This window comes from Paenibacillus nasutitermitis, assembly GCF_014641075.1.
Taxonomy (GTDB): Bacteria; Bacillota; Bacilli; order Paenibacillales; family Paenibacillaceae; genus Paenibacillus_Z; species Paenibacillus_Z nasutitermitis.
The window spans coordinates 162,918-186,922 of record NZ_BMHP01000004.1 but is presented as its reverse complement, the minus strand read 5'-3'; the positions used below and the strand labels follow the sequence as shown (position 1 = coordinate 186,922).

The following is a 24,005-nucleotide window of genomic DNA, read 5'->3' as shown; positions in this document are numbered from 1 at the left end:
TCTCCTCTCGTGTCACGGCGTCCATGCCTTGACTCCTGTTCTTCTTCCCAGCATCCATAATAGCTTGTACAGGTTAAGAACAAAGGGCGATACGGTTAAATTTGGTTTAATTTTGCATCAATTTCATAATTCTTTTGCATAAGAAAAAGAGGCTGAAAACCAGCTTCAGCCCCCATTTTCCTGTATTCGTTTGCCAATAAGAATCTTCGTTCCGCCTGCATTCGTTTCAAATTCCCAGTGGAGCTTCATTTCCTGACGCATCAAATCCGCTATCGAAAGACCGATTCCGGCTCCTTTTTCAGCCGATTCACCGTTCATTCCCGGCCCTCGGTCTTCGATAATAATCCGCTGCAATTTCGTTTCAACTTGTATTCCTATATATTTTCCGTCTTTCGCATGCCGGAGAATATTCTGAAACAGATTGTCCAGCATCCGTTCCATCCATTGGGGGTCAACTTTCCATTTAAATGTGGTTTCCGGTAATTCCAGCTCGATGCAAAAACCCATATTCTCAAAGACGGGATACCACGCGGCAAAGGATGTTCTCACCAATCGTACGATATCGCTCTCTACCGGGCGGTAAGGATACTTCCCCGAAGTCAATAACGTATAAGAGAGAAGATTTTCAATCAATTGCCCGAGATGGGTTATTTTCGTATCTATGGAGTCCAGCGACTCCTGACCCTTCACACTTAACGGTTCTTTCTTCAAACGATAGGCATGACCTCTGATGGCGGTAATAGGCGTTCGTAAATCATGCGACAAGTTCGCAATCAGCTGTCTTCTGAGGCCTTCTTCCTCTTTTTCTCGGTGCCGGCTGGTCTCAAGTTCCTGGATCATATTGTTGAATGAGACCTCCAGCTGACCAATCTCATCCCTCTTCTCGATAGAGACCGGGTGAGGAATCCCGTTATCGGACTGTCGTGCCATTGCTCCCTGCAAACGCAGCAGCCTCTTTCTTATTCGATAAAAAAATAGCCAAGAGATCAGTATAAAGGTTCCCAAAATAGATCCGATAAGGATGATGGAACTATGATATTGCGTGGCGCCTCCTTCTTCCAGCGCCGTTGGAGAAATGCCGGTCATTACAATCAGAACAGAAAAGGGCAGAATGGTTACCGTCAAAAAGTTAAACAATAAATATTGATTCAATAATGATTTTTTCGGCTTCATTGCTTCACCCTGTAACCGAGACCGCGGATGGTTTCCACAATTTCCGGTGAGCCGGGATTCAATTCCAGCTTTTCTCTGAGATGACGGATATGGACCAGCAAGGTTTTATCGCCTTCTATAAACGGCTCTCCCCAAACCGCCTCATAAATCTGCTCTTTCATTAGAATTTGATTCGGATGGCGCAGGAAATACATCAATATTTGATGCTGCTTGCCTGTCAATATGACTTCTTCCCCTGTCCGTTCATCCCGGATTGTGTTCTCGGACAGATTAATGCAAATATGCCTGAGCGTCACCGTATTCGACGAATGGGAAGCGTACCTTCTCAGCAGGATGTCCATTCTTGCAGCTAGCTCGTCAGGATAGAACGGTTTGGTCAAATAATCGTCTGCAAACTGCAATCCCTGAAGCTTATCGTCTACAGCCGTTCGGGCTGACAGCATGATAACAGGCGTTTTCGGAAATTCTTTTTTCAAGCGTTGTCCAACCGTGAAACCATCCAAACCCGGCAGCATGACATCGAGGATAACAAGATCATGGCGGCGCACTTCCATTTCCGCCCCATCTCCCGAGAGCAGCCATGTTACCGTATATCCCCTTTGCTCCAGCTCTTCCTTAACCCATTTTCCGATTTCCAGGTCGTCTTCTATGTATAATATTTTTTTCATTTTCATCACCTGCAATTATCGTATCATATCACGTCCCCGCGAAGATATTGTAATTCCGGGAATGAGCCCAAGCGGCTGCCAAAAGGGCCGATTATGCTTATTAAAAACTGAAATAAGACACCCCGGCAGGGCGCCTTGTCTCATCATGTTATTAGCCAGAATCATCAATACCTTCTTCTTAGGTCCGCAGCCGTCTTCTGGCGATAAATTGTTTGTACTGAAAATAAACGACGCAGCCGATGCAGACTCCCATGAGGGCGGCGCCTGCGGCAGCAAGTAGCATCAATGCAAACACATAACCCGCAATCGTCCAGCCCAGGGCAAAGGCGATGAGCGACAGCGTCAGGAACAGGACCGCCAGCGTATTGTTGAACCGTTGCAGCTCCAAAGCCTGTGTCTGGCGGCCTGACACGGCAAGGTAGGGTTTGGCGATCCGTACGAATAAATTCCATTGTCCGCCAAGCAGCAGGCCTGCAGTCTGGATCACCCATAACGCTGCCAATATCCATGGCTCGCGAAATGCCAATGCGGCAAGCACCAGAATGACAATCCCCGCTTGATTGGCTTTAATATAGGGCATCGGTACTTCTTTCACTCTCATCACCCCGTTCTTTTCATTAATTCCAACTTAACCTGTTTGAATTAAAATTGCCATCCTTATTTATCTGGAAAGATAGGGAAGCCCGGATATTTGACGACCGGCCACTTCTCCTTGCGCAGCGCATCCAGCACTTCCGATCCTACGCGCACATTATCTCCCACGAGTTCGCGTGGTGTCAGCGCCATCCATTGGTTGAGAGATACATCGGCAAAGCGGTCGCTCTTGAACATCTCCAGGAACCATAACGTTTGACTGCCTGTGTTCTGGATATAATGGCCGTAAGCAAACGGGACGTAGCCTACATCCCCTGCCCGATAGTCGAAGGTGCGCGCTATCCCGTTGCCGGCAAATACGGTCATACGTCCCTTCCCGGTAAGGTAATACTGCCATTCATCATTATTGGGATGCCAATGCAGCTCTCTCATTGCGCCGGGCTCGATCTCAACCAGCGCGGCCGCAATTGTCCTGGAGATTGGAAAGTTCGAGGAATCCACAATCCGCACGCTGCCGCCTGGCGTCTTGACCGGTGTCTGGGCAAGGAGGCTATGGGTAAAGCTCTGCGGTACCGTTCCATAAGGCGACTGAACCTTCTGGCTCTCCAGCGGGCCGGGAACGACATCCTGATAGATATAGATCTGCCCGGAGGGGATGGCGTCAAAGGCACTTTCCGGCACGCCGAAATTAGCCGACAGCACATCCTTGGGCGTGTGGGCGAACCAATCGGAAATTGAGAGGGTATTCAGATCGGAGAAGCTCCCGTCATCGAAGACCAGCAGGAATTCGCAGCCATCTTCAAGACCCTGGATGGAATGGGGGATCCCTGCCGGAAAATACCAGAGGTCTCCGGGACCGACGTCAGCAATGAAATTACGCCCTTCCTGATCAACGGAGGTGACACGGGCCCGTCCCAGAAGCATATACGCCCATTCCGCCTGCTGATGCCAGTGCAGCTCGCGCACCCCTCCCGGAGTCAGCCTCATATTCACTCCCGCAAGCGTGGTGGAGACAGGAAAATCCCGGACTGTAATTTCCCGTGACCACCCTCCGTGATTCAGCTGCATATGGGTATCGGAGAACGAGAACTTCAGGTTGGGCAAGAGCCCTGCATCCGTCTCCGGAGGTACCAGCATATCCGGATTCTCAAGATCGCGCATCCCATCGCGCGGTCCCCTGTCTGTCGCCCCGGCTCCATCGCTGCGTATCGGCTCCGGCATATTGTTCTTGACTTCGCCCGGCAGGTGCTTTGATGAATCCTCCATAAACAATCCCCTCTCCATCCGGATATGAATACCCGTCTTCCGTAAACGGCGAGAATAAACAAATTCCTGATATTTATATATATTTCTGTTTCTGGTATGGGCATTTAAGTAATCTATGAATTCTGCTTGAAGGATATGCAAGAATAAATAAAATGGACGGCGACCGCCGTTTCTTGCTGGAAGAACGCCTCGATTAGCGGCAATTACCGGTTGACAATTCACAGCTGCCGGAGTATAACAATAATAACTGATTTTCATAGAAATTCGCTGATGGGAACACGTGCATTTGAACCGGGCAATCCACAGAGAGTTGGCATACCGCTGCAAGCCAACGTTTGCCGTCAATTGACACATCCTCCCGAAGAAGCCGTGCTGAACATTTCCCACATGCGCTGATGCGCCTTTCCGTCCTTTCGCAAGGGCTGAGGGAAACACTAAGCCTGGACGGAATCCGCCGTTATACGGAGCGCGTATGTTGGTACGCGACTAAGCGCCGTCCTTGCGCGCTCCCTGGTGGGGTGGCAAGCGGAACTAGGGTGGTAACACGAGATGCATCTCGTCCCTTATGGGGCGGGTTTTTTTGTTTTTTATAGAGGAAAACCGACTGCAGGAATAAGAAAGCGAGGCGAGAGGCAATATGACGAACGAACCCCTTCAAACCAATAACTATACCGTCGGCCTTACCGAAATTGCGCAGGCACAGATGCATATCAAGGAGGTGGCTGCCAGGACTCCCCTCCTCCACAACCGCGTGCTTTCCGCCCGTTACGGGTGCACCGTGCTGCTCAAGCGCGAGGATCTGCAGGTTGTACGATCCTTCAAGCTGCGAGGCGCCTATCATATGATGAAGTCGCTGCCGGCCGAACGGCTGGCCCGCGGCGTAGTCTGCGCCAGCGCCGGCAATCACGCGCAAGGAGTGGCGTACTCCTGCCAGGCACTTGGAATTCCGGGCAAAATCTACATGCCCAGCACCACGCCGCGGCAGAAAGTCAATCAGGTGGCATTCTTCGGCGGTCCCGATGTCGAGATCATTCTGACCGGAGATACCTTCGACGATGCCTTCAATGAAGCAATCGAAGCCAGCCGCAAGGATGATCTGGCCTTCATCCATCCCTTCGACGACCCGAAGATCATAGCGGGGAACGGGACGATCGGCAAAGAAATTATGGAGTCGGTGGAGACAGCGCCGGATTTTATCTTCCTGACGGTCGGAGGAGGAGGTCTTGCGGCAGGAGTCGGCGCTTACGTCAAGGCGGTTTCGCCGGGCACGCGCCTGATCGGGGTCGAGCCGGAAGGAGCGCCATCCATGCGGGTATCGCTGGACGCGGGCGAGGTGCGGACGCTTGAGACCATCGACAAGTTCGTAGACGGTGCCGCGGTCAAGCGGGTCGGCAATATGACCTTCCGCATGTGCCGCGATACGCTCGACGATGTGCTGCTTGTACCGGAAGGCAAAGCGTGTACGGCAATGCTGGACCTGTACAATGAGAATGCCATTGTAGCCGAGCCAGCCGGAGCGCTCCCGATCGCCGCGCTCGACCTGTACCGTGATCAGATAGCCGGCAAAACGGTTGTTTGCATCATCAGTGGCGGCAACAACGATGTGGACCGGATGCAGGAAATCAAGGAACGCTCCATGATGTTCGAAGGATTGAAGCACTACTTCATGGTTAATTTCCCGCAACGGGCAGGAGCGCTGCGCGAGTTTCTCGACGAGGTGCTCGGGCCGGAGGACGATATTGCAAGATTCGAATATACAAAAAAACACAACAAGGACAACGGCCCCGCGCTGGTGGGCATCGAGCTCAAGCACCGGGAGGACTACGAACCGCTGGTCGAGCGGATGCGCAAGAAAGACCTGCAGTTCCTGGAGCTGAACAAGGATCCGCTGCTCTTTAATTTGTTGATTTGAATAGGAGGCGCAGCATGGCGTCCCGCGTTAGACCTCCTTCATTCGTACGAAGCGCAAGCGTTACTGGCAGCTGCCTGCGGGATGAAAGAGCCCATGATGCCAATAATGCGGGAAGCCGTCTTACGGCATGCCGCCAAACAAAGAGGGTCCCCCGAAGTGCCAGCAGGGGGACCCTCTTGTCCATTTTTCCTAGCGTTCTGTTTGCTGCCCGATCGGCCGCATCGGCCAGATATCCATGGAATGGATGAGCGCCTCGGCTCCCCGGGGAACTCCTATGTACACACCTTCGCTGCTCTCCAGTACAGGATAAACCCGAGCCGTTATACATTGTCTGCCGTTTACAAATACCTCCACGACAGAATGATCCACGAATAACCGCAGCGATACCCTGCTGCTTCCCTCCAGATCGATCCGCCCTGTTACATCCGTCTTATGGGGCTCGGACGATAGGCTGGACCTGGTACGCGAGATTGTAAAGACGCCGTCAACGGGATCGATCGAGAAGACGGTCTCTTCCTGTCCGTCCGGGGAACGCAGCACACTGATACCAATCGGTCCCGACAACAGCTCGAACTCTGCGGCGATTTCAAAGGCTCTTCCTCTCACGCCCGTATCCCAATCGGGTCCACTTAACCTCAGGTCCCGAAGCGATACCGGAGTCCCGCGCAGCACGGCAAGCTCGGGGGCCGGCTCCATGCGCAGCCCGCCTTCACCGTCCAGGGAGAGAATACGCGGCAGCGACTGCGCGCCCGACCAGCCTGCAGCCCCCTTGAACTCGCCGCGCGAAGCTTCTGGCAGCCACCCCCACAGCACCCGCCTGCCTTTATCATCCAGCAGACCGTTCGGGGCATAATAGCCCTCCCAGCCGCTGAAATCGATTATCCCGCTTTGCTCCGGGGTAAAGGTCATATCCTCATTGAAGCTGCCGATACTATACTGCACCGGACCGTTCGGGGAATAAATCAGTACATGCTTATCTCCAAGAGGGAAGAAATTGGGGCACTCCCAGATCTGCTCCGCCCCTTCATGTAAAATATGCAGGAAGGTCCAGTCCCTCAAATTATCCGAACGATATAATAACGCGCATCCCCGGCCTTCATGACTGCCTCCGACGACCATCAGCCATACCCCGTTCTCCTTCCAGACATAAGGGTCCCGCCATTCTGTTACAACCATTCCCCCATGAATGTCGGCCGTCATGACTGGGTTTGCAGCCGGTTTCTCCCAAGTGAGCATATCGTCATGGCTGACCGCCATCCACTGCTCCGCGCCTGTGGCAGCATTCCGCTCGCCGATTCCGATACTGGTATAAAAAATGACAGGAAGTCCATCGTCGCCGATAACGGCACAGCCGGAGAAACAATGATGCTCCCCACGATCATTTGAAGGCGCTAGCGCAACAGGCAGATGCTCCCAATGGATGAGGTCCCTGCTCCTCGCATGCCCCCAGTGCATCGTGTCCCATTGATCGGAATACGGATTATGCTGGTAGAACAGATGATAGTCGCCTTTGTAAAAAAGCGGACCGTTGGGATCGTTCATCCAGTTCCGCTCCGGCATAAAATGATAAATCGGCCGATAAAGATCCATTTACATTCGCCCCTTGTCAGATTGGTCTATTCTATAATGAACTATTCCACTTCAACATGCGGCGCTCCTGCTCTAAATCGCTATTGTTTTCGGCGTTCCGGTAAATTTTCAACGGTGAATGAATTTTTAATAAAAAATGAAGCTTATTTTCCTTTTCTTTCGTTTAATATATAATCACTCCATTGCTTCGGGGATGCTCTTTCTTGGACTTTTGCCCCGACTTGCATATAATGGTAGAAGCGCCCTTCCTGCAAAGAGCGGGTAATCGGCTGAAAATTCCGATACCTCTATAAGCACCGGCGCTGATTCGGACCTTTTAGGAGTGAGTACGATACGCAAACGATGGTTTGGACCGGAAATCATTTTATTTTCGGTGATTTTATTTCTGGTAGAATTTGTGCGTGGCGCCATGTTGATCAGCTTTCTGCCTATATTCGGGGAAAAAACGCTTGGCCTCACACTTGATATAATAGGTGTGGCAATTACCGCCCACTACCTGATTGATACGATGCTGAAAATGGCCATCGGGTATTTGCTGGACCGTTTCTCCATCCGCTTCATCGTCCATACCGGTCTGTTATTCTCTTTGGCCGGCGTGCTGCTATTCCAATTTGCCTCCCAGCCGTGGATTTTCATTGTAGCGGCAGGCGTCTATGGCGTAGGCATTTCCCCGATATGGATCGTATGCCTGACAAAGGTCTCCGAGGAACAGCGGGCCACACAAATGGGTTTCCTGTATACGATCTGGTTTATCGGACTTGGCTCCGGACCTGTCGTTTGCAATATTTTGCTGGATTACAGCACGAAGTTTCCCTACTACTTGCTTCTGGGACTCTCCTTTGCCGCCTGGATTCTCTCCTTATTCATCAGCAACCGGCAGAATAATGCGGTCACGTCGCTGCCTCTGCGTGAACAGTTCGCTATCCTCAAGGAAAGACTTGGCCATATGCGCCTGCTTCTTCCCGGCATGGTGCTTCAGACGATGGGAGCCGGCATGCTGGTACCGATTCTGCCCAGCTTTGCCGAGAAGCACCTGGGGATGAGCGGTACGCAGTATTCCATGCTGCTGCTGGCAGGGGGAGCCTTCACGGTGCTTAGTCTGATTCCGCTCGGGCGCTTGTCGGACAAGCTTGGCGGCAAGAAGTGGTTCCTAGTGCTCGGGTTCGGCGGCATTGGAATCGCGCTGTACTTGATCGGCATGGCACCTCCGTTGTGGGAAAGCATTCTGCTGGCCTGCGTGCTCGGCTTTTCTTATGCCACGCTGCTGCCCGCCTGGAACGCGCTGCTGGCTAACTATGTGCCTCCCATGCAGCAGGGTCTTGGCTGGGGCATCTTCTCCACGGTCGAAGGGGTCGGAGGAATGCTGGGACCTGTCGTGGGCGGAACGCTGGCCTCCTGGCACGGTGAATCGCTCGTCATCTGGGCGAGCGCAGTCATGTTTGTGGTTATCGGATTTTTCTATATATGGTTCCCGTTCCGTGCGTTCGCGGATAATGGCACCCGTGTGAAATAGCAGGAGGAATGGGTTTATGGGTCAACTACATGAATGGATTCACCAGTTGAAGCAGATCGATCTGGAGCATCTTCAACGCACATTGAGAAGCTACTCTTCTTATGGACCGCTACCGGGCATTTTCCTGCCGTTTCTGGAATCGTTTCTTCCCATTCTGCCGCTGCTCGTCTTCGTGGCGGCCAACGCCAATATTTACGGTTTCTGGCTGGGTTCGCTTTATTCATGGATCGGCGTATGCGCCGGCGCCTTCCTGCTGTTCTGGCTTGCCCGCAAGCCGGGAAGGCGGTTTGGCAGCTGGATCCGGAGGCGTTTTCCAAAAAGCATCCGGTTTTTCGAATGGATTGAACACAAAGGCTTCACGCCTATTTTCTTTCTGGCCTGCTTCCCTTTTTCCCCTTCCGCACTCATTAATATTGTATCCGGGCTCAGCAACGTATCCTTCCGCTCTTTCATGCTGGCCATCATGCTGGGGAAGGCGGTCATGATTCTCAGCGTCTCGCTCCTGAGCTTTGATATCAGCAGCATCGCCGAGGAGCCCTGGCGCCCCGTATTGACCGTTTTACTGATTCTCGGAATGTGGCTGGGCGGCAAAAAGGTCGAAGCCCGCTATCATTTGAAGTAGGAATACGTGACAAGAAGGCGGGGAATGGGATTTGAGCAGAGGCTTCTTTCCGCTAGTAAGCCTGATGGGCAGTATAGCCACCGGGATCGTGCTGCTGGTTGTCGGGGCAATGGTCGGAGGGATGGTCTTCATCATCCGGCTTATGAGTGATGATTCGGACAAATTCAAGGAAGTGAAGGCCTACATGGAGACCATCTTCGGCACGCCTGCCCATCTGCGCAGCTCAGAGGATGAGACGGCCCAAGAGAAGGATGACGGCATGCCGGCTTTATTACAGAAGCCCTTCAGCGATCTCTGTCCCGCTTGCGAGGAGCCCGTCACGCATGAGAATGCCCAGTGCCCTGCATGCGGATTGCGCCTTCTGTAAGAGTCCTTCCCTACTGCCAGGCCTTTCAACAGCCAAGGCGCCGTTTAAGTTCCGATTGGTCATCGAGATCATTCGGGGCTTCTTTTTGCATGCTTCGCTTCTAATTAATCTGCTGTAAACTTTGCCTTCGCCTACATAGTTTTCCTTTGCAAGCGGCAAGCTAACAAAGGAATCCGCCGGCAGCCGCGCTGTCTTTTTTATGAACATTGTAAGCAAGCAGCCAAACTATGATGATTCCAGGAGGAAACGAAAATGAGCGATGAGCGTCATCATGAAATGGACCCGATGTCGGGTGAACGGGTAGAAACCGAGGGCGTATACCGCAACCAATGGGGACGCGAGGAGAAGCTTGCGCGCGGCGACCTGTTTCCCGCCGATCCGCAGCTGGGCACATCGGAGTGGGAGCTGGTCGAGTTTGCCTTTGACAACCATCATGAAGGGCGTACCGATCCCAGGCTTGTGCCGAAGAAGGAAATCACCCAAAAAGAAGCGCATCTGCAGCATCCCCGCCGCCATCCCGATACAAATAAAGATTGATGAAGAAAACAAACGCCCATACCGTGCAGACGCTGTTATCTGATCGTCCGGTATGGGCTTATTTTGCATTTATGCGCCTTTATGAAAGCTCCGCGGCGGGCTTCTCCTGCTCCTCCCGCTCAATCACCTGCTCCGCCAGCCGGTCCAGCCGGCGCAGATGATAAGCGTATTCGAAGAGGGATGAGGCGACAAATACGAGCCGCTTATGTTCATTCAGATCGTCGCTGAAATAATCCGTCAGCTGCTTCACCAAACGCGCCTCCCGCTCCTCTTCCGGCTCGATATCGGCATGCGGCTTCATCTTTCCTTCCAGCTTGAGGAGAAGCTGCTCATGGTATTTGGTCAGCTCTTCGATCTGCTCGTCAAACCGCTGCGCCCACTCTCGTGATCCCGGCGTAGCAAAATAATGCTCCTCCACAACCTCAAGCAGATCCGCACCCTGCTGCAGTGCCCTGATCATCTGCTTGGACAGCAGCAGCTGCCTGATCCGCGCCTGCTTGCGCTTGGGAAGCAGCGAGCGCTCTTCCTCGAACAGCTTGTAACGCTCTTCGAGCTTGCGCAGCGTGCCATGCAGTTTCTCTTTCTCCTGCCGGTGAATATCCTCCTTCATTTCATTGGAGATCGCCATACGCAGCAGCAGCGAGAGCTGGCCGAAGGCGTCATGAACCTGGATGACAAACTGCCGGCGCGGTCTTGGCGGGAATACGATCACATTCACGACAAAAGCCGCCCCCATACCGGTGAGGACCATCGAGAAACGCTCCACTGCGTACAGCCAGCCCTGTCCGTTTGCCTCCATGATAGCCACGACTGTCACCAGTGTAAGCCCGATTGTCGTCTCCATCCGCAGCCGGATACAGCATAAAATAACGATAATACAAACAAGTCCAAGTGAGATTGGCGTATTACCGAACAGCCTGACTGCGGCAAGAGCGATTACGGCGCCGAGCACATTCGTCTGAAGCTGATCCAGTACTTGCCGCCAGGAACGTGAAATCGAAGGCTGGATCGTGAAAATAGAAGAGACTGCGGCAAGGATGGGCGAAGGAAATCCAAACAAGCCGCTTATGTATACGGCGAGAGCAACCGCAAGGCCTGTCTTCATAACGCGCGCGCCGATTGTCATGTCGCGCCCTCTTCTGCCGGGGTGCGGTTATCTTCCTCCACAAGAGTAATCTGAGCCGTGGCCACCGGCCTGCCGCCTACCAGCAAATGAAGTTTATGAACTCCAGGATAATGCTTGCGTGTAGTGAGTTCCTTCCAATCCAGCTTTTTCATTCCCGTTATCCTCGTGTCTGCGGAGACAGCCCGGTCTGCGACCAGGAAGCGTTTTTGCGATATTTTACCGCCGGCCTTCACATAGTCCACTCCCAGCTCGATGCGCAGCCGCAGAGGCGTACGGATCTGAAGCTGCAGTTCATAATCCAGCTCCGAGAAACCTCCCATCCTGGCCGAGGACTCCCTTGGCGTCAGACGGGCGCCGCTTATAGCTTCAGCTGCCGCAGCGCCGTCATATCCCAGCAGCGCCATGGTAGCTTCATCATCCGCGCGCAGGAGCGTCCTGCAGCCGCGGCGCACGATCCAATCCGTTAGCGGATGCCTGCCGCTCCACTGCGATGCTATACGGCGCACAAGGTCCGGATGGTCCTTGGCGATATCATTAAGGTTGTTCGCTACGCTTTTGCGCACATAAAGTGAATCGTCGCATTTCAGCTTCTCCAGAATCGGCAGAATCGGCGACGGATCAAGCTTGAACATGCCAAGCGCTGAAGCCCAGGGCAGACGCGGACGGCAGCCTTCGCTGGCCAGGCGCCTTACATGCTCGCTCTCATGTTCTGCCCACTGCCGCATGCGTTCCATCGTCCGATCCGTCTGCGCGAGCAGAAACGGCCGGATGGCAAACTCCGCCGAGGATTTGGACGTGAATCTCTCCAGCGCCTCCATCGACAGCTCCCAATGATCCATTCCATACACTTCCACAAAATCGGGAAAAAACAGGTACGGAAAGCCGACGCATTGTTCATCGATCCGGTAAAGAACATCCAGCGCGGCGGCAAAATCCGGAGGCAGCGTGGCTCCTAGCGATTCGGTTATCCGCCGGATCCGGCCCTTCAGCTCGAGCTTGTCCCAGTCGTCCCGGGTCACAAGGCGGACAAAACGCTCCTCTTCGAAGGAGGACCACCCGGAATGGACAAGCACTCCAAATTGCCGCAGGAACGGCAGGTCAAACATATTTTTCAAAGGTTCTGCCATTTCTCTTATCTCCTCCTTACGTTATTATATCTTAAATACCCCACTCTTAAGAAGAAGCACCGCTGTGGATGCTTTTCTTAGCAGCATGAAAGAAAAACGGAAGCCCCCGGCTCCCGTTTAACCCACCTTTGAACGGATACTTGCTGGCAGCTAGAGATCTCCCTCGTCCTGCCGGTTGCGATGAATCCGGGTTACTTTGCCGGAGCCGCCGCCTGCTTCCGCTGCCGGTTCACAATAAGGGAGCACGATCTCAAAGGTCGTACCCTCCCCCAGACTGCTGGTCACATGAATGCTCCCTTGATGATTGTCCACGATCTTGTAGCTGACCATCAGCCCAAGTCCCGTTCCCTTTTCCTTCGTGGTATAGAATGGCTGCCCGATCTTGGCCATCTGCTCATCGGGAATGCCCGGCCCGCAATCCTCAATCCGCACGGTAATCTGATCGCCCTGCCGGAAACATTGAATACGAATTCTGCCGCCATCAATCATGGCTTCGATGGCATTTTTGACCACATTAATAAATACCTGCTTCAATTGGTTCTCAACGCCGCGGATCCACAGCGGCTCCTCGCCGGTATTTAATTCCATTTCAATATTGTGCAGCAGCGCCTGGGCTTCCAGCAGGGTTACCGTTTCGTTCATAATATGGCGGATATCCTTGTGGGAAAGCTCGTAGATCTGCGGCTTCGACAGCATGAGCAGCTCACTGACGATCGACTCGATGCGGCTGAGCTCCGATTTCATAATATCGAAATAATTTTTATTGTTTTGCCTGCCTGACGCGAGCAGCTGCAGAAAGCCCTTCAAGGAGGTCAGAGGATTGCGGATCTCGTGCGCGATGCCTGCGGCAAGCTGGCCCGCCACATAGAGCTTCTCCGAGTTGATGAGCAGCTCTTCGTTCTTCTTGCGCTCGGAGATATCGCGGACAATCACCTGAAAGACTGTTTCGCCCGACATTCTCGTACGGGTCTGGACGACTTCCGTGTACAACGGCTTGCCTTTTACCGTGTTCCATTCCAGCTCCACCGGACCTTGCTCCGTCCCTTGCGCCGTTACCTCTAGCATCCGCTTCATATCCATATGGCATTTGGTCTGCAGATGCGTATAAATCGGCTTGCCCAGCATATCGGCTTCCTCGTCCGCTTCGAACATGCGCAGCCCTGAGCCGTTGATATACTCCCAGGAGTCTTCGCGGATGATGGCGATCATATCCATGGAGTTCTCCACCAGCTGCTTGTAACGCTCATTCATGGCGTTGTAACGACGCTCCACGAAGCTTGCAAGCAGGCTGAAGGCGAAGATAACCAGAGTCGTAATGCCTAGAATGACCGCAAGCAGACGCATATACTCATTTAACCGGTCGGTTGTCAGCACAATGGAATAGAGGACGGTAATCGCAAGCAGGCCAAGCAGATGCGTGGCAAACCCCGACAAGCCAAGGAGCAATCCCGGCAGCATCCGATAGGTGCCGTTCTTTTGCTGGAAGAGGAAAAACGAGTAAGCCGTTCCCATGAAGCTTAGAATGTAAGCAAAGCAAACAAGCCCGGTCTTGACACTGTATTCTTCGACCTGATCGCTCAACAGGCTGGTATAATCCAAAAATACAGTGCCTGAAGCCATAATCAAGCTGCTTAGAAGCAGTTTCATCACGAAGGGGCGTTCCGATCCGAGCAGCCATAAGGAGAAATAGGCACACAACATAACACCGAACAGGTTAATGACGGATGTCCAATCGATTACGATCATATTGTCGGTTGCAATCAGAACGATGAAGTGGCATACCCACAGCCCAAGCGCGTAAACGGCAGCCCCGCTCAGCAGCCAATAATGCCGGAGTTTCCTAACCAGCTTGAAGGGGCCGATCATATTATACATTGTAAAGGAGGCAAATAGATTAATAGCCAATGCCAGAAGCAGGAACATCCATTTGTCCGAAACGATCAATTCGCTCATACCTGTCCTCGATTACCCAAAATTCTGTTATATTCATGTGACAATTCGACATTTTTCCAGATAATCCTTTTTTCTGTGACATTAAATGTAGGAATTAGGATTTTGAGCATGCTTTTTTGTCGGGAGCGTATATAATAGAATAGAATACATAGAGAGATTTACAGCTTAAGGAGAGGACATGTCCATGATGAAGATTTTAAAAGAGTTTAAAGAATTTGCGGTTCGCGGCAATGTGCTCGATCTTGCTGTCGGTGTCATTATCGGTGCCGCCTTTGGCAAAATCGTCACCTCGATGGTTAATGATATCATTATGCCGCCCATCAGCAAGATCCTTGGCGGCGTTAATTTCAAGGACAAGTTCATAGAACTGTCGCTGGATCCGAAATACAGCACATTAGCCGATGCCCAGGCCAATTCCGCACCTGTTATCGCTTACGGTAATTTTATTAATGTGATCCTTGATTTCACCATTGTCGCATTTTGTATTTTCCTGATGGTGAAAGGCGCCAACTCGCTCCGCCGGCTGCATGCGGGAGATCCTGAGGTGATTGTAGAGCCGACGGAAAAGGTATGTCCTTACTGCTTGTCCAAAATCCCGATCAAAGCAACCCGGTGCGGCCACTGCACCTCCCATTTGGAGCATGAAGAGCAGGACGGCGTACAGGAAGGCCTGTCCTGATATGACGTCAAATGAAAACCGGCAGCCCGCGGCGCCGGAGGAACGCTTCGACATTTACGATGAATCGGGAACGCCGGTCGGCACGGCCACACGGAGCGAGGTGCATTCGGCGGGCTACTGGCATCGCTCGTTCCATTGCTGGCTGGCACGCCGGGAGGGTGCCCGGCGTCTTGTGCTGTTTCAGCAGCGGCAGGTAAGCAAAGACACCTATCCCGGCTTCCTGGACATTACGGCGGCTGGACATCTGACAGCCGGCGAAACCATGGAAGAAGCCGCCCGGGAGCTGGAAGAGGAGCTTGGCGTGCATGCTCCGTTCTCTTCACTTATCCCGCTCGGTACCGCCCGCAAGGAAGCGGAAGGAACCGCGCAGGGCATCCCCTTCATCGACCGGGAAATCAGCGAGGTGTTCGGGCTTCTGTACGATGCCCCGCCGGATTCCTTGCGTCTCCAGGGCGAAGAGGTGGCCGGCGTGTATGAGGCGGAGCTCGAACAGATGATTGAGCTGTTCGAGGGGCGCCAGGGCAGCTTGACCGCACAAGGCGTAATGACAGGACGCGATGGCCGGAATCGGCGCTCTTCCGTTGTGATCAGGGCGGAGCATTTCGTACCGCGGCCGGCGCCTTATTATGCCGATGTGTTCCGGGCGCTGCTCTCCCGCTTCTAACGCGCTGCCCTGCATGACTATGACCTGCCGGTATCCGCGGGGAAGTTCCCGGCTCCGTCCTGCCCGTAACCACAAGGGAGAGCCCGGTGCCCTGGACCGGGTCTTAAGGAATTGTCCGTCTGCCTCTGCCGGCCAATCTTCTTGCCGTGAGCGGTCGTTTTGCGGCAGAGGCTGTCTTCCCTTCCCCTCCTTTTATTCGGAGCTGGGGCCTGGCTGCAGGCCGCATCCACAAATTCCCCTTCACCTTGCCTGGCTTCCGGTTTCCGGTTGTCTGTCCCGGCTTGCCGCCCACTCTGCGCCGCAGCTTTCCCGCTCCGGAGCGCCGCAGGAGCTTGCTCTTGCGGCGTGCCGCACCTCGCAAACCGCCTGTCCTGCGTCCGGTTAACCCGCTATCGCGCTTTTTCGCGCCACGCACACTGTTCAGCCGCAAGCCCTTGGCGCGTTCCCAATTCTGATACCATTGCTCAATCATGCCGTGTATGTTATAGAATATCGTGCTATGCGGAGCAACATCGAAATCGTTCAAATCCGGTTCCCCGTAAAGCGCGGCCCCGATCTCATGGATACAGCCATGCAGATTGGAAGCCTCCAGAAACCGGCCGAGCTCGTCGGCGGTGGCAAAGGATTCGGGATTGTTGCGGATCCGCATTTCCGCGGCCCGGTCATAGCAAGGCGCGCTGCGGATCTGCTCCGGCACTTCCTGCCACGGCGCAACAAGTCGCATATCATAACCCTGCTGTTGATACCAGGGCAGAACCTTGGCAAGATACTGCCGGTGAAAATCCAGGAAATTTGCCCCGTAGCCTATGGGCAGGCTTGCGGGGTTGTTGTGGTGGTTTACATGATGCCACCGGCGGTGCTCCTCCAGGAACGACGCCGGGAAATTCGGGATAAAAGGCATTACCGTCTCCTCCTGCCGCGCATGGCGTTTCACCTTAGCTTATGCAGCAGTCAGCCTAACGGTTCGTTTCATGTATCCGTACATTCCAAGCGCTCTGGCGTCAATCAGGCCGCTCTCCCGCTTCCCATTCGGCAGCTTCGACATCGGCGATTCGGAACCAATCCCCATTGACCATAAACCGGCTTTCCCAGGGGTCGATCCGTTCCACAATGCCGATCACGGACAGCTCCTCCAGGGCGTCGAACAGCTTGATGCGAATCTCCCGGTGCTCATGCAGCGACCCGCTAAAAAACGGGGCGATTTCGCTCCACTGTGGCTCGCCAGTCACCTTCTGCTCCCGGAGCTTCAGCTCCTGCTGATGCCGGTTATGCCCGTGCTCATGCTCGGGAAGCCTCATCCGGCTGTCTTCCCACATCCAGTTGCCGCCAGCCATTCGTTTTTTTGTTTTGCTCATCGCTAACCGCCCTCCCTATTTGTAATGGCCGCCAATCTTGCCGGCCCGATCGGCTGCCTGACCGGCAGGCATTACCGAGGCGGCGTGTATGACAATCGGCAGCGTCTAGGGCGCTCACCTGCATGCATGCCCGGCATCACCTGCGAAACAGAAGCGCCAGAAAAACTGTTCATTATCTAGATGGCATGACGTCTCGCCGGCTCCGGAACGATAGCCAATATCTGCTCGCGTTTCAAGATTCGATAGGCTCCGGCCTTCAGGCAAAATATGCGTACATGCGCGCCATCCAGCGAATAGACGAATACCCGACGCTGCGATATTTGATTTTTGGCATCCTGGTAAATGATCTGCGCATATCGCCCCACGTATTTTTTGAAGTCCACCCATAATCCCCTCCCGTACGAACGTATATTCTTATTATATACAAGAACACGTGTTCGTAAACAGGAAATAATTGGCCCTTTTACTTTGCAGCGCATTCAGACTGTCTATCCTACGATCGGGCATCGTTTACGAGGTGAATGAAAGAAATACAAGCCCCGATTCCATTAAAGAATCGGGGCTTGCGTTCATAGTTGAAGGATTTGTGCTCCCGGAAATCCCCTTTCTTTCAAAAGCTTGATGAACAGGCCGCCAACTACGCTGCGATGCTGAAAATTGAGCTGCCTGGCTGACCCGGTGTCATACCAATCCGAAAAGGGTACCCGATCCGGCGTTTCATTCGCGAAATCCCACAGCGGTTCGATCAGGCGGATGAAATCCTCGCGCCGGGATGCCATAGCAGCGGCCCAGACCAGCCAGTCGGATTTCGTATACGTCGCCCGGCTGTCCAGAGGAACACCATATGTCCCGCTTTTGCTCAAGTACCAGGCAACCTCCTGCTCCGCGATTCCTTCGGAAAAGATATGTGTTTGCCAGAGTACGTCCCAAACCAGATTATATTTAAGGCTCCAGGTACCGGTGGATCCGAAGGCGAGCTGATAGCGGTTCTCGTCCTGCGCCAGCCGCTCCCATTCCACAGCCATGGTCTTGGCAGAAGACCAGAATGACTCCGCTTCCTTCGCATGACCCATCAAATCCAATACAATGGCGTAGCCTGCGATTCCCATGATGGCTTTGATCGACAAGTTAGCATTTCGTGCCTGGTGGCCGGCGAAATCGTCTGTACATAGTTGTTCGGCAGGGTCGAGTCCATTGTCCATCAGATAACTGGCCCACAGGGCAAGCAATTCCCTATTCTCTTCTGCAAATTCCGTGTGACCGTCCGCGAGGGAGACTGCCGCCGTCATGATCAGCATATTGCCGCACTCTTCGATCGGCATTTGCTCCTCCAGCCGATTCTCTCCGTATACCTGACCATTGGCCAGCGGATATTGACCGACATCATGCGGGGCGAACGGGTAGATCCAGGCATCACTTGCCGCATACTTGAAAATCGGACGCATGATCGCCTTGACCAGCTCGGGATTGTAGAGCAAGAACAGCGGAATCGAAGGGTAGCTCACGTCGACCGTCGCGATGCAGCCGTTGCTGTAGCATTCCTTGGAAAGGAACAGCAGCTTGCCGTCCCGGTCCAACACCAGTTTGTGGGCGGCAATAGCTTGCCGGTAGGACAAAGTCAGCAGTTCCGCATATTTCTCTCCCCCGGCGCGGGTCGCTTCCTCGGTCAGCTGCCGGTCGAACGCCTCGCAGCGCTCCAGAATATCCGGGTATTCCGCGAAGGCATCCTCAATCATCCGATGCGTCGAGACGCCAGATGATTTCCAAAAGGCCTGCAGAGGCTCGCCGAAATATTCAATCGCGTACACATCGTCATAGGCTAGTACCAGCAGCTCGGACTGTTCCTCCGATTCCACCGTTTCCGGTTCCCAGACGCAGGCCATCACCGGCATCGATTCCCGCACGGTTTGCGGCATAGACCATTTCGCATCCTCTTTGAACATCCCATGCCTGACGAATTCCTTGCGGATGGACGCCGGACCTATCCCTGCACGGATCAGCGGGCTGCTGGCTGCAAGGTAAAAATCCCCCCAATCAATGCGCACATCGTCCCCTGACCGATTCAGGTGTCGCTGCTCCTCATTGCTCATTTTCAAAAGGGATAAATCCCCCTTCTGTTCCCGCTGCCATACGACCTTCTGATCGCTTGTATCCACGCACCATTCGCCCGTAACGTCGAAGTAAACCTGGACTTGGTGCGGCTTTCCATCCACAGATCGGACGGATAGGGATACATAGGAGACCGGCCGGGAGAGCAGATTCAAGTCGTCCACCAGCAGCGGGCTCGTGAACTTGACCGTCAGAACCACGCCTGATTGTTCGTACACGTACGTCGTGGTCAACGGGGACAGTTCAAATTGCTTCTGACTCATTGCCTGTGGTTCTGTATAATAATTTTCGGGATTCGGTTCCACAAGTCCGGCAAAACGCCATGTTACGTTGTCGATCCGGATCAGTCCCGTCATGGCATTCCGCTTTCCTGTCCAGTGCCTGGTGAAATCGTCCGTCAGCCGGTCTGCCATTGACCATACGCTGAAGTAGGGATCGATGGTCACCAGCGGCACGGCCGGTGGTCTGAGACTCTTCTGCATGCTATGCACCTCATTTTCCGTCAATTTTCTGAGTTGATAGGTATGATGATTTCCGCTATTGAAAGCGATTACCTGTATAGTAGAGCGATTTTCTCCTATTGTCAACTATAACGTTATACGTTAACCTATTAGTTAACTAATAGAAACCATAAAAGGATGATGCGTCTTGGAAATCGAGTTCAGTACCAAGCATATGAAATTATGGGAATGTCTCTCCTCATCAACCCGGGTGCGGATGATCGAGCTATTAAGAGATAAACCGATGAATTTGAGAGAACTGGCGGACAAGCTTGGCATTTCAACAGCAATCATATCCCGGCATGTACAGCAGCTGGAGCTGGCCGGACTTCTAGCCTCGGATTCGGCTCCCGGTGAGCGCGGCCGTCAGAAGATCTGCCGTTTGCTGCATGATCGCATAACCATCGTATTCCGCCAATCTGCTGAAGTAGCCCTGGATGTTGGCCCGATCGACGAAGAGAACGTCTACGGCGTCTCTATCCCGGTTGGTCATTACTCCAACTTTCAGGTAAAGCCGACCTGCGGACTCGCTTCTTCGAACAAACTTATCGGCATGGTCGACGATCCGAGGTATTTTGCCGATCCGGAGCATGTGGATGCACAGCACCTCTGGTTTGCGAGCGGCTTCATCGAATATCGGATTCCGAATTATTTAATCTCCAAAACAAAACCGGTTTCTCTCCGTGTCACGCTGGAAATCGGCTCCGAAGCTCCCGGTTTCAATGAGGAATGGCCTTCGGATATCGAATTCTCGGTGAACGGTATTCCGGTCGGCAAATGGACGAGTCCAGGCGATTTCGGCAGTTCCAAAGGACTCTTGAACCCCCCTTGGTGGGGCAAGGGCGATTCCCAGCACGGCTCCCAGAAGACGCTTCTGGTGGCGGAGGAAGGCGCTTTTATCGACGGCGTGATGATTTCGAACGTCTGTATTTCTGATCTGGGTATCCAACCGGGCGGAGAAATAAACTTTCGGATCACCTCTTCCGAGGCGGCCTCGCACCCCGGAGGGGTCAGTCTATTCGGGAGGCAATTCGGCAACTACCCCCACGACATCGAAGTGATGATCCGTTACGAGCCTTATTGATGGATGTGTGATATTAGTGTCCAATAATATTAGTATTTACTTATATGTAGGTCGATGTATAATAAAATTAATCGCCGACGAATGATGCCAGCAACGAAAGGAGTTCCCGAAATGATCAACGTCCAGGAGATGTCCGAATCCCTCAAGCTGCTTGCCGACAAAAGCAGATTGACCATCCTCGCTCTCCTTACAGAACGTGAAATGTGTGTCTGCGATATCGTCCACATTCTCGAAACCACGCAGTCAAACGTCAGCCAGCATCTCAAGAAATTAAAAAAGGGCGGCCTTATTAACGAAACCAGACGCCGGCAGTGGGTTTATTATTCATTGAATTTGGATGACAAGCCTTATTTGCAGGAGCTACTGGCCCAACTGCCTCCCATGAAAGAGAAAATAAACGCATTACGTCCGCAAAGCTGCGACTGAACCCGGAGGATTTATGTTACCCATCGCTTGTCTCCTTTTTTTCGTAACGCTTGTCTTTGTTATTTGGCAGCCGAAAGGACTTAGTATTGGCTGGTCTGCATGCGGGGGCGCCATGATCGCCCTTCTTGTTGGCGTCGTCAGTTTCCAGGATGTTTGGGATGTCACCCAAATCGTCTGGAATGCTACGCTTGCCTTTGTAGCCATCATCTTGATCTCGCTCATCCTGGATGAAATTGGTTTTTTTGAATGGGCAGCATTCCATATGGCGCGTTTTGCCAAAGGAAACGGCAGGCTTATGTTTGTTTACGTCATTCTGCTTGGGGCGGCGGTATCAGCATTCTTCGCCAATGACGGAGCTGCACTCATTTTAACGCCGATCGTCCTGGCTATGGTGAGGGCCTTAAAATTTGATCAGCGGATGATCCTGCCCTTCGTCATGGCGAGCGGATTCATTTCCGATACGGCTTCCCTGCCTCTTGTCGTGAGCAATCTGGTCAATATTGTATCAGCGGACTTTTTCGGCATCGGATTTGTGGAATATGCCAGCCGGATGATTGTTCCCACCTTCTTCGCCATCGGGTCCAGCATACTGGTTCTATACCTCATGTTCGGCAAGGATATTCCCAGGCACTATGATCCCGGTCAGTTAAATAAACCAAGCGATGCCATTAAAGACAGGCGATTGTTCCGCATTTCCTGGGTTATCCTGTCGTTACTTCTGATCGCTTACCTGAGCAGCGAATTTATCCATGTTCCGGTGTCCATTATGGCGGGAATTGCAGCCCTTGTCTTTCTTCTCCTTGCCAGACAAAGCAAAGCCATTCATACGTGGAAGCTTGTAAAAGGAGCGCCATGGGCGGTTGTCGCTTTCTCGATCGGTATGTATGTCGTTGTCTACGGCCTTCGCAATGTCGGACTAACCGATGAGCTGGGGGCTTTATTCAAGTGGGCAGGCAATCAGGGGCTCTTCGTGGCGACGGTTGGCGCTGGTTTTATCGCGGCTATACTCTCCTCCGTCATGAACAATATGCCTACGGTCATGATTGACGCGCTGGCTATTCAAGGCACGGACTCAACCGGTGCTGTTCGCGAAGCCTTTATTTATGCCAATGTCATCGGATCTGATTTGGGACCGAAGATTACGCCAATCGGCTCTTTGGCTACACTGCTCTGGCTTCATGTCCTATCCTCGAAAGGCGTTAAAATTTCGTGGGGTTATTACTTCAAAATCGGTATCGTGCTCACGGTTCCCGTCCTGTTCATTACACTTGCCAGTCTCTATGTCTGGTTAACCATAATCAGCTAAATGAAGCTGCGATATAAGGAGTGATTTCGATATGGAGAAAGAACTAATCTATTTCCTGTGCACAGGCAATTCCTGCCGGAGCCAGATGGCAGATGGATTTATGAATGCGTTCGGGGGACATCGGTATGAGGTGAGAAGCGCGGGATTGGAGGCTCATGGCTTGAATCCGAGGGCTGTGGCCGTCATGGCCGAGACTGGCGTTGACATTTCAGCTAACCTATCCGAAACCATCGACCCTGATACTTTAAACCGCGCGGCCTATATAATCACTCTATGCGGGCATGCCGATGAGCATTGTCCTGCGATCTCCAACCCTGATGTCATCAAATGGCACTGGGGTTTCGACGATCCCGCTAAAGCGACCGGCACGGAAGAAGAAATTATGGACCAATTCCGCTCTGTACGTGATGCGATCAAAACCCGGATCGAGGCATTTGTCAGAGATGGCCAATAACCCCGGATTACGGGCTACTTACCGATTGTCCGCCCGTTCAGCCAACCCTGTCTTTTCGCACCGCGCACAGTTCCAGCTATATCTTAACCTTTGCGGTTGGATACAATTTCTGTTTTGATTTGTTTCAGAACATCATTCAATTTCTTTCCGCTAATCTGATCATGAATATCAAGTGGTTCGGCAACGAATTCCATAATATCGCCATTATTAGCAGTAACCGTTTTGTTCAAGTCTGTCTTGTTATACATGAGCTGAGCGCTTTTATCTGCGTCAATCTCAATTTGGAACGGAGCTGATGATGGTGAATAAATGTTCATCCCAGGGACTCCCTTCAAAAACAAGATGTATAGTTTATGTTGATCAGGCTTTAAATAATGCGGCTCCTCTATGTCTGCTTGAAATTTAATTCCATTAACAGTCGCCGTTTTCCGAGAGAAATGGGGCATATATACTTCGATTTCAGCAGGAGTGGAACCTAGAAGATGATCTTCAACTACGAATCGGTAGGTATCCGCTTCTGAATAGTAAGTACCGCTTCCATTTGTGTTTTTAATCGTTTGAATCTGATTTTCATAATGTCCAGTAACAACAAAGTCTGAAATCCCGACTAGTCCCTTCAAATCCCCAAATGTAGCCCGGTCAGCAGTGATTTCAGTGTAGTTATGCCGGGGAGTATTCGGCTGTACAGCATTTGCAGCAGTATTTTCTGAAGTATTCTCTGACATAAAGTAGAAGAGTAATAGTGCAGCTGCACAAAGGATGCCAACGGACAAAACAACCTTTTTGTTTTTCAAGCGTGTAATCAACTTGGCCCCCTTAGTTTGGATAGATTGTTGACCTCATTAATATCCATTGGTGGTGTAAGCGGATACAGCATTAACGGAATTGATGACGACAATGTTGCAGCAGCGATTGCTCCCCTTGCACGCTCTCTTAGAAAATAATTTCCAGTGTGATTCGGGGTCAACTCGCATAATGAC

General features: G+C 52.5%; 24 protein-coding genes. 11 read left to right on the top strand and 13 right to left on the bottom strand.

The window, feature by feature from the left end:
* Positions 1-165: 165 nt before the first annotated feature.
* The 4 genes from IEY46_RS25460 to IEY46_RS25445 form a co-directional block, all read right to left on the bottom strand.
* Complete coding sequence (locus tag IEY46_RS25460; RefSeq protein ID WP_188996491.1) at positions 166-1,173, bottom strand: sensor histidine kinase; 1,008 nt, start codon at positions 1,171-1,173, stop codon at positions 166-168.
* On the bottom strand, positions 1,170-1,847 hold the full coding sequence (locus IEY46_RS25455) for a response regulator transcription factor (protein ID WP_188996489.1): 678 nt from the start codon (positions 1,845-1,847) through the stop codon (positions 1,170-1,172). Before IEY46_RS25455 ends, IEY46_RS25460 begins: the two co-directional genes overlap by 4 nt.
* A gap of 172 nt (positions 1,848-2,019) precedes the next feature.
* Positions 2,020-2,436, bottom strand: a complete 417-nt coding sequence (locus IEY46_RS25450; RefSeq protein ID WP_188997201.1) for a DUF4395 domain-containing protein — start codon at positions 2,434-2,436, stop codon at positions 2,020-2,022.
* Positions 2,437-2,498: 62 nt separating this feature from the next.
* Positions 2,499-3,701, bottom strand: a complete 1,203-nt coding sequence (locus IEY46_RS25445; protein WP_188996487.1) for an oxalate decarboxylase family bicupin — start codon at positions 3,699-3,701, stop codon at positions 2,499-2,501.
* Positions 3,702-4,338: 637 nt separating this feature from the next.
* Here IEY46_RS25445 and ilvA point away from each other — a divergent pair.
* Positions 4,339-5,613: a threonine ammonia-lyase IlvA gene (gene ilvA, locus IEY46_RS25440; RefSeq protein ID WP_188996486.1), complete on the top strand. Its 1,275-nt coding sequence runs from the start codon at positions 4,339-4,341 to the stop codon at positions 5,611-5,613.
* A gap of 189 nt (positions 5,614-5,802) precedes the next feature.
* Here the strand turns inward: ilvA and IEY46_RS25435 are convergent, their stop codons facing one another.
* Positions 5,803-7,203 carry a glycoside hydrolase family 32 protein gene (locus IEY46_RS25435; RefSeq protein ID WP_188996485.1) on the bottom strand — a complete coding sequence of 467 codons (1,401 nt, stop codon included), beginning with the start codon at positions 7,201-7,203 and terminating at the stop codon, positions 5,803-5,805.
* A 322-nt stretch (positions 7,204-7,525) separates the two neighbouring features.
* Here IEY46_RS25435 and IEY46_RS25430 point away from each other — a divergent pair, with 322 nt between their 5' ends.
* The 4 genes from IEY46_RS25430 (at position 7,526) to IEY46_RS25415 (ending at position 10,242) form a co-directional block, all read left to right on the top strand.
* Complete coding sequence (locus IEY46_RS25430) at positions 7,526-8,716, top strand: MFS transporter (RefSeq protein WP_229750542.1); 1,191 nt, start codon at positions 7,526-7,528, stop codon at positions 8,714-8,716.
* Between the two features lie 16 nt (positions 8,717-8,732).
* Positions 8,733-9,338 (top strand): TVP38/TMEM64 family protein, encoded by a 606-nt coding sequence (locus IEY46_RS25425; RefSeq protein ID WP_188996484.1) that lies wholly within the window; start codon positions 8,733-8,735, stop codon positions 9,336-9,338.
* 31 nt (positions 9,339-9,369) lie between these two features.
* The gene (locus IEY46_RS25420; RefSeq protein ID WP_188996482.1) at positions 9,370-9,705 is read left to right on the top strand and encodes a hypothetical protein; all 336 of its coding nucleotides are present in this window, start codon (positions 9,370-9,372) and stop codon (positions 9,703-9,705) included.
* Positions 9,706-9,957: 252 nt separating this feature from the next.
* Positions 9,958-10,242, top strand: coding sequence for a transposase (locus IEY46_RS25415; RefSeq protein WP_188996479.1), 285 nt, complete (start codon positions 9,958-9,960; stop codon positions 10,240-10,242).
* Between the two features lie 79 nt (positions 10,243-10,321).
* On the opposite strand, the gene IEY46_RS25410 is transcribed toward IEY46_RS25415, so the two are convergent.
* The 3 genes from IEY46_RS25410 to IEY46_RS25400 form a co-directional block, all read right to left on the bottom strand.
* Entirely contained in the window at positions 10,322-11,368 is a 1,047-nt protein-coding gene (locus tag IEY46_RS25410) for an FUSC family protein (protein ID WP_188996478.1), read from the bottom strand.
* Positions 11,365-12,495: a DNA alkylation repair protein gene (locus IEY46_RS25405; protein WP_188996476.1), complete on the bottom strand. Its 1,131-nt coding sequence runs from the start codon at positions 12,493-12,495 to the stop codon at positions 11,365-11,367. Before IEY46_RS25405 ends, IEY46_RS25410 begins: the two co-directional genes overlap by 4 nt.
* A gap of 150 nt (positions 12,496-12,645) precedes the next feature.
* Positions 12,646-14,448, bottom strand: a complete 1,803-nt coding sequence (locus tag IEY46_RS25400) for an ATP-binding protein (protein ID WP_188996474.1) — start codon at positions 14,446-14,448, stop codon at positions 12,646-12,648.
* A 178-nt stretch (positions 14,449-14,626) separates the two neighbouring features.
* Here IEY46_RS25400 and mscL point away from each other — a divergent pair, with 178 nt between their 5' ends.
* Positions 14,627-15,127, top strand: coding sequence for a large conductance mechanosensitive channel protein MscL (gene mscL / locus IEY46_RS25395; protein ID WP_308422841.1), 501 nt, complete (start codon positions 14,627-14,629; stop codon positions 15,125-15,127).
* Between the two features lies 1 nt (position 15,128).
* Complete coding sequence (locus IEY46_RS25390; RefSeq protein WP_188996472.1) at positions 15,129-15,791, top strand: NUDIX hydrolase; 663 nt, start codon at positions 15,129-15,131, stop codon at positions 15,789-15,791.
* A gap of 103 nt (positions 15,792-15,894) precedes the next feature.
* On the opposite strand, the gene IEY46_RS25385 is transcribed toward IEY46_RS25390, so the two are convergent.
* The 4 genes from IEY46_RS25385 to IEY46_RS25370 all read right to left on the bottom strand — a co-directional run bounded on the left by IEY46_RS25385 (position 15,895) and on the right by IEY46_RS25370 (position 19,761).
* Positions 15,895-16,692: a hypothetical protein gene (locus tag IEY46_RS25385; RefSeq protein WP_188996470.1), complete on the bottom strand. Its 798-nt coding sequence runs from the start codon at positions 16,690-16,692 to the stop codon at positions 15,895-15,897.
* Between the two features lie 100 nt (positions 16,693-16,792).
* Positions 16,793-17,146 (bottom strand): YolD-like family protein, encoded by a 354-nt coding sequence (locus tag IEY46_RS25380; protein WP_188996468.1) that lies wholly within the window; start codon positions 17,144-17,146, stop codon positions 16,793-16,795.
* A gap of 176 nt (positions 17,147-17,322) precedes the next feature.
* Complete coding sequence (locus tag IEY46_RS25375; RefSeq protein ID WP_188996466.1) at positions 17,323-17,529, bottom strand: hypothetical protein; 207 nt, start codon at positions 17,527-17,529, stop codon at positions 17,323-17,325.
* Positions 17,530-17,715: 186 nt separating this feature from the next.
* The gene (locus IEY46_RS25370) at positions 17,716-19,761 is read right to left on the bottom strand and encodes a glutaminase family protein (protein WP_373288886.1); all 2,046 of its coding nucleotides are present in this window, start codon (positions 19,759-19,761) and stop codon (positions 17,716-17,718) included.
* Positions 19,762-19,903: 142 nt separating this feature from the next.
* Here IEY46_RS25370 and IEY46_RS25365 point away from each other — a divergent pair, with 142 nt between their 5' ends.
* From IEY46_RS25365 to arsC, 4 genes are all read left to right on the top strand, one after another.
* The gene (locus IEY46_RS25365; protein ID WP_188996462.1) at positions 19,904-20,839 is read left to right on the top strand and encodes an ArsR/SmtB family transcription factor; all 936 of its coding nucleotides are present in this window, start codon (positions 19,904-19,906) and stop codon (positions 20,837-20,839) included.
* Between the two features lie 111 nt (positions 20,840-20,950).
* Positions 20,951-21,265 (top strand): ArsR/SmtB family transcription factor, encoded by a 315-nt coding sequence (locus IEY46_RS25360; RefSeq protein ID WP_188996461.1) that lies wholly within the window; start codon positions 20,951-20,953, stop codon positions 21,263-21,265.
* A 13-nt stretch (positions 21,266-21,278) separates the two neighbouring features.
* On the top strand, positions 21,279-22,571 hold the full coding sequence (locus tag IEY46_RS25355; protein WP_188996458.1) for an arsenic transporter: 1,293 nt from the start codon (positions 21,279-21,281) through the stop codon (positions 22,569-22,571).
* 31 nt (positions 22,572-22,602) lie between these two features.
* Positions 22,603-23,025 (top strand): arsenate reductase (thioredoxin), encoded by a 423-nt coding sequence (arsC, locus tag IEY46_RS25350; protein ID WP_188996456.1) that lies wholly within the window; start codon positions 22,603-22,605, stop codon positions 23,023-23,025.
* A gap of 83 nt (positions 23,026-23,108) precedes the next feature.
* Here the strand turns inward: arsC and IEY46_RS25345 are convergent, their stop codons facing one another.
* Positions 23,109-23,831: a hypothetical protein gene (locus IEY46_RS25345; RefSeq protein WP_188996454.1), complete on the bottom strand. Its 723-nt coding sequence runs from the start codon at positions 23,829-23,831 to the stop codon at positions 23,109-23,111.
* Positions 23,832-24,005 lie beyond the last annotated feature (174 nt).

What these genes read in the sequence shown, in the direction of transcription:
- IEY46_RS25460 (WP_188996491.1), bottom strand. Translation starts at nt 1,173, where the DNA reads ATGAAGCCGAAAAAATCATTATTGAATCAATATTTATTGTTTAACTTT.
- IEY46_RS25455 (WP_188996489.1), bottom strand. Translation starts at nt 1,847, where the DNA reads ATGAAAATGAAAAAAATATTATACATAGAAGACGACCTGGAAATCGGA.
- IEY46_RS25445 (WP_188996487.1), bottom strand. Translation starts at nt 3,701, where the DNA reads ATGGAGGATTCATCAAAGCACCTGCCGGGCGAAGTCAAGAACAATATG.
- ilvA (WP_188996486.1), top strand. Translation starts at nt 4,339, where the DNA reads ATGACGAACGAACCCCTTCAAACCAATAACTATACCGTCGGCCTTACC.
- IEY46_RS25435 (WP_188996485.1), bottom strand. Translation starts at nt 7,203, where the DNA reads ATGGATCTTTATCGGCCGATTTATCATTTTATGCCGGAGCGGAACTGG.
- IEY46_RS25425 (WP_188996484.1), top strand. Translation starts at nt 8,733, where the DNA reads ATGGGTCAACTACATGAATGGATTCACCAGTTGAAGCAGATCGATCTG.
- IEY46_RS25415 (WP_188996479.1), top strand. Translation starts at nt 9,958, where the DNA reads ATGAGCGATGAGCGTCATCATGAAATGGACCCGATGTCGGGTGAACGG.
- IEY46_RS25410 (WP_188996478.1), bottom strand. Translation starts at nt 11,368, where the DNA reads ATGACAATCGGCGCGCGCGTTATGAAGACAGGCCTTGCGGTTGCTCTC.
- IEY46_RS25405 (WP_188996476.1), bottom strand. Translation starts at nt 12,495, where the DNA reads ATGGCAGAACCTTTGAAAAATATGTTTGACCTGCCGTTCCTGCGGCAA.
- IEY46_RS25400 (WP_188996474.1), bottom strand. Translation starts at nt 14,448, where the DNA reads ATGAGCGAATTGATCGTTTCGGACAAATGGATGTTCCTGCTTCTGGCA.
- mscL (WP_308422841.1), top strand. Translation starts at nt 14,627, where the DNA reads ATGTCCATGATGAAGATTTTAAAAGAGTTTAAAGAATTTGCGGTTCGC.
- IEY46_RS25390 (WP_188996472.1), top strand. Translation starts at nt 15,129, where the DNA reads ATGACGTCAAATGAAAACCGGCAGCCCGCGGCGCCGGAGGAACGCTTC.
- IEY46_RS25385 (WP_188996470.1), bottom strand. Translation starts at nt 16,692, where the DNA reads ATGCCTTTTATCCCGAATTTCCCGGCGTCGTTCCTGGAGGAGCACCGC.
- IEY46_RS25380 (WP_188996468.1), bottom strand. Translation starts at nt 17,146, where the DNA reads ATGAGCAAAACAAAAAAACGAATGGCTGGCGGCAACTGGATGTGGGAA.
- IEY46_RS25360 (WP_188996461.1), top strand. Translation starts at nt 20,951, where the DNA reads ATGATCAACGTCCAGGAGATGTCCGAATCCCTCAAGCTGCTTGCCGAC.
- IEY46_RS25355 (WP_188996458.1), top strand. Translation starts at nt 21,279, where the DNA reads ATGTTACCCATCGCTTGTCTCCTTTTTTTCGTAACGCTTGTCTTTGTT.
- arsC (WP_188996456.1), top strand. Translation starts at nt 22,603, where the DNA reads ATGGAGAAAGAACTAATCTATTTCCTGTGCACAGGCAATTCCTGCCGG.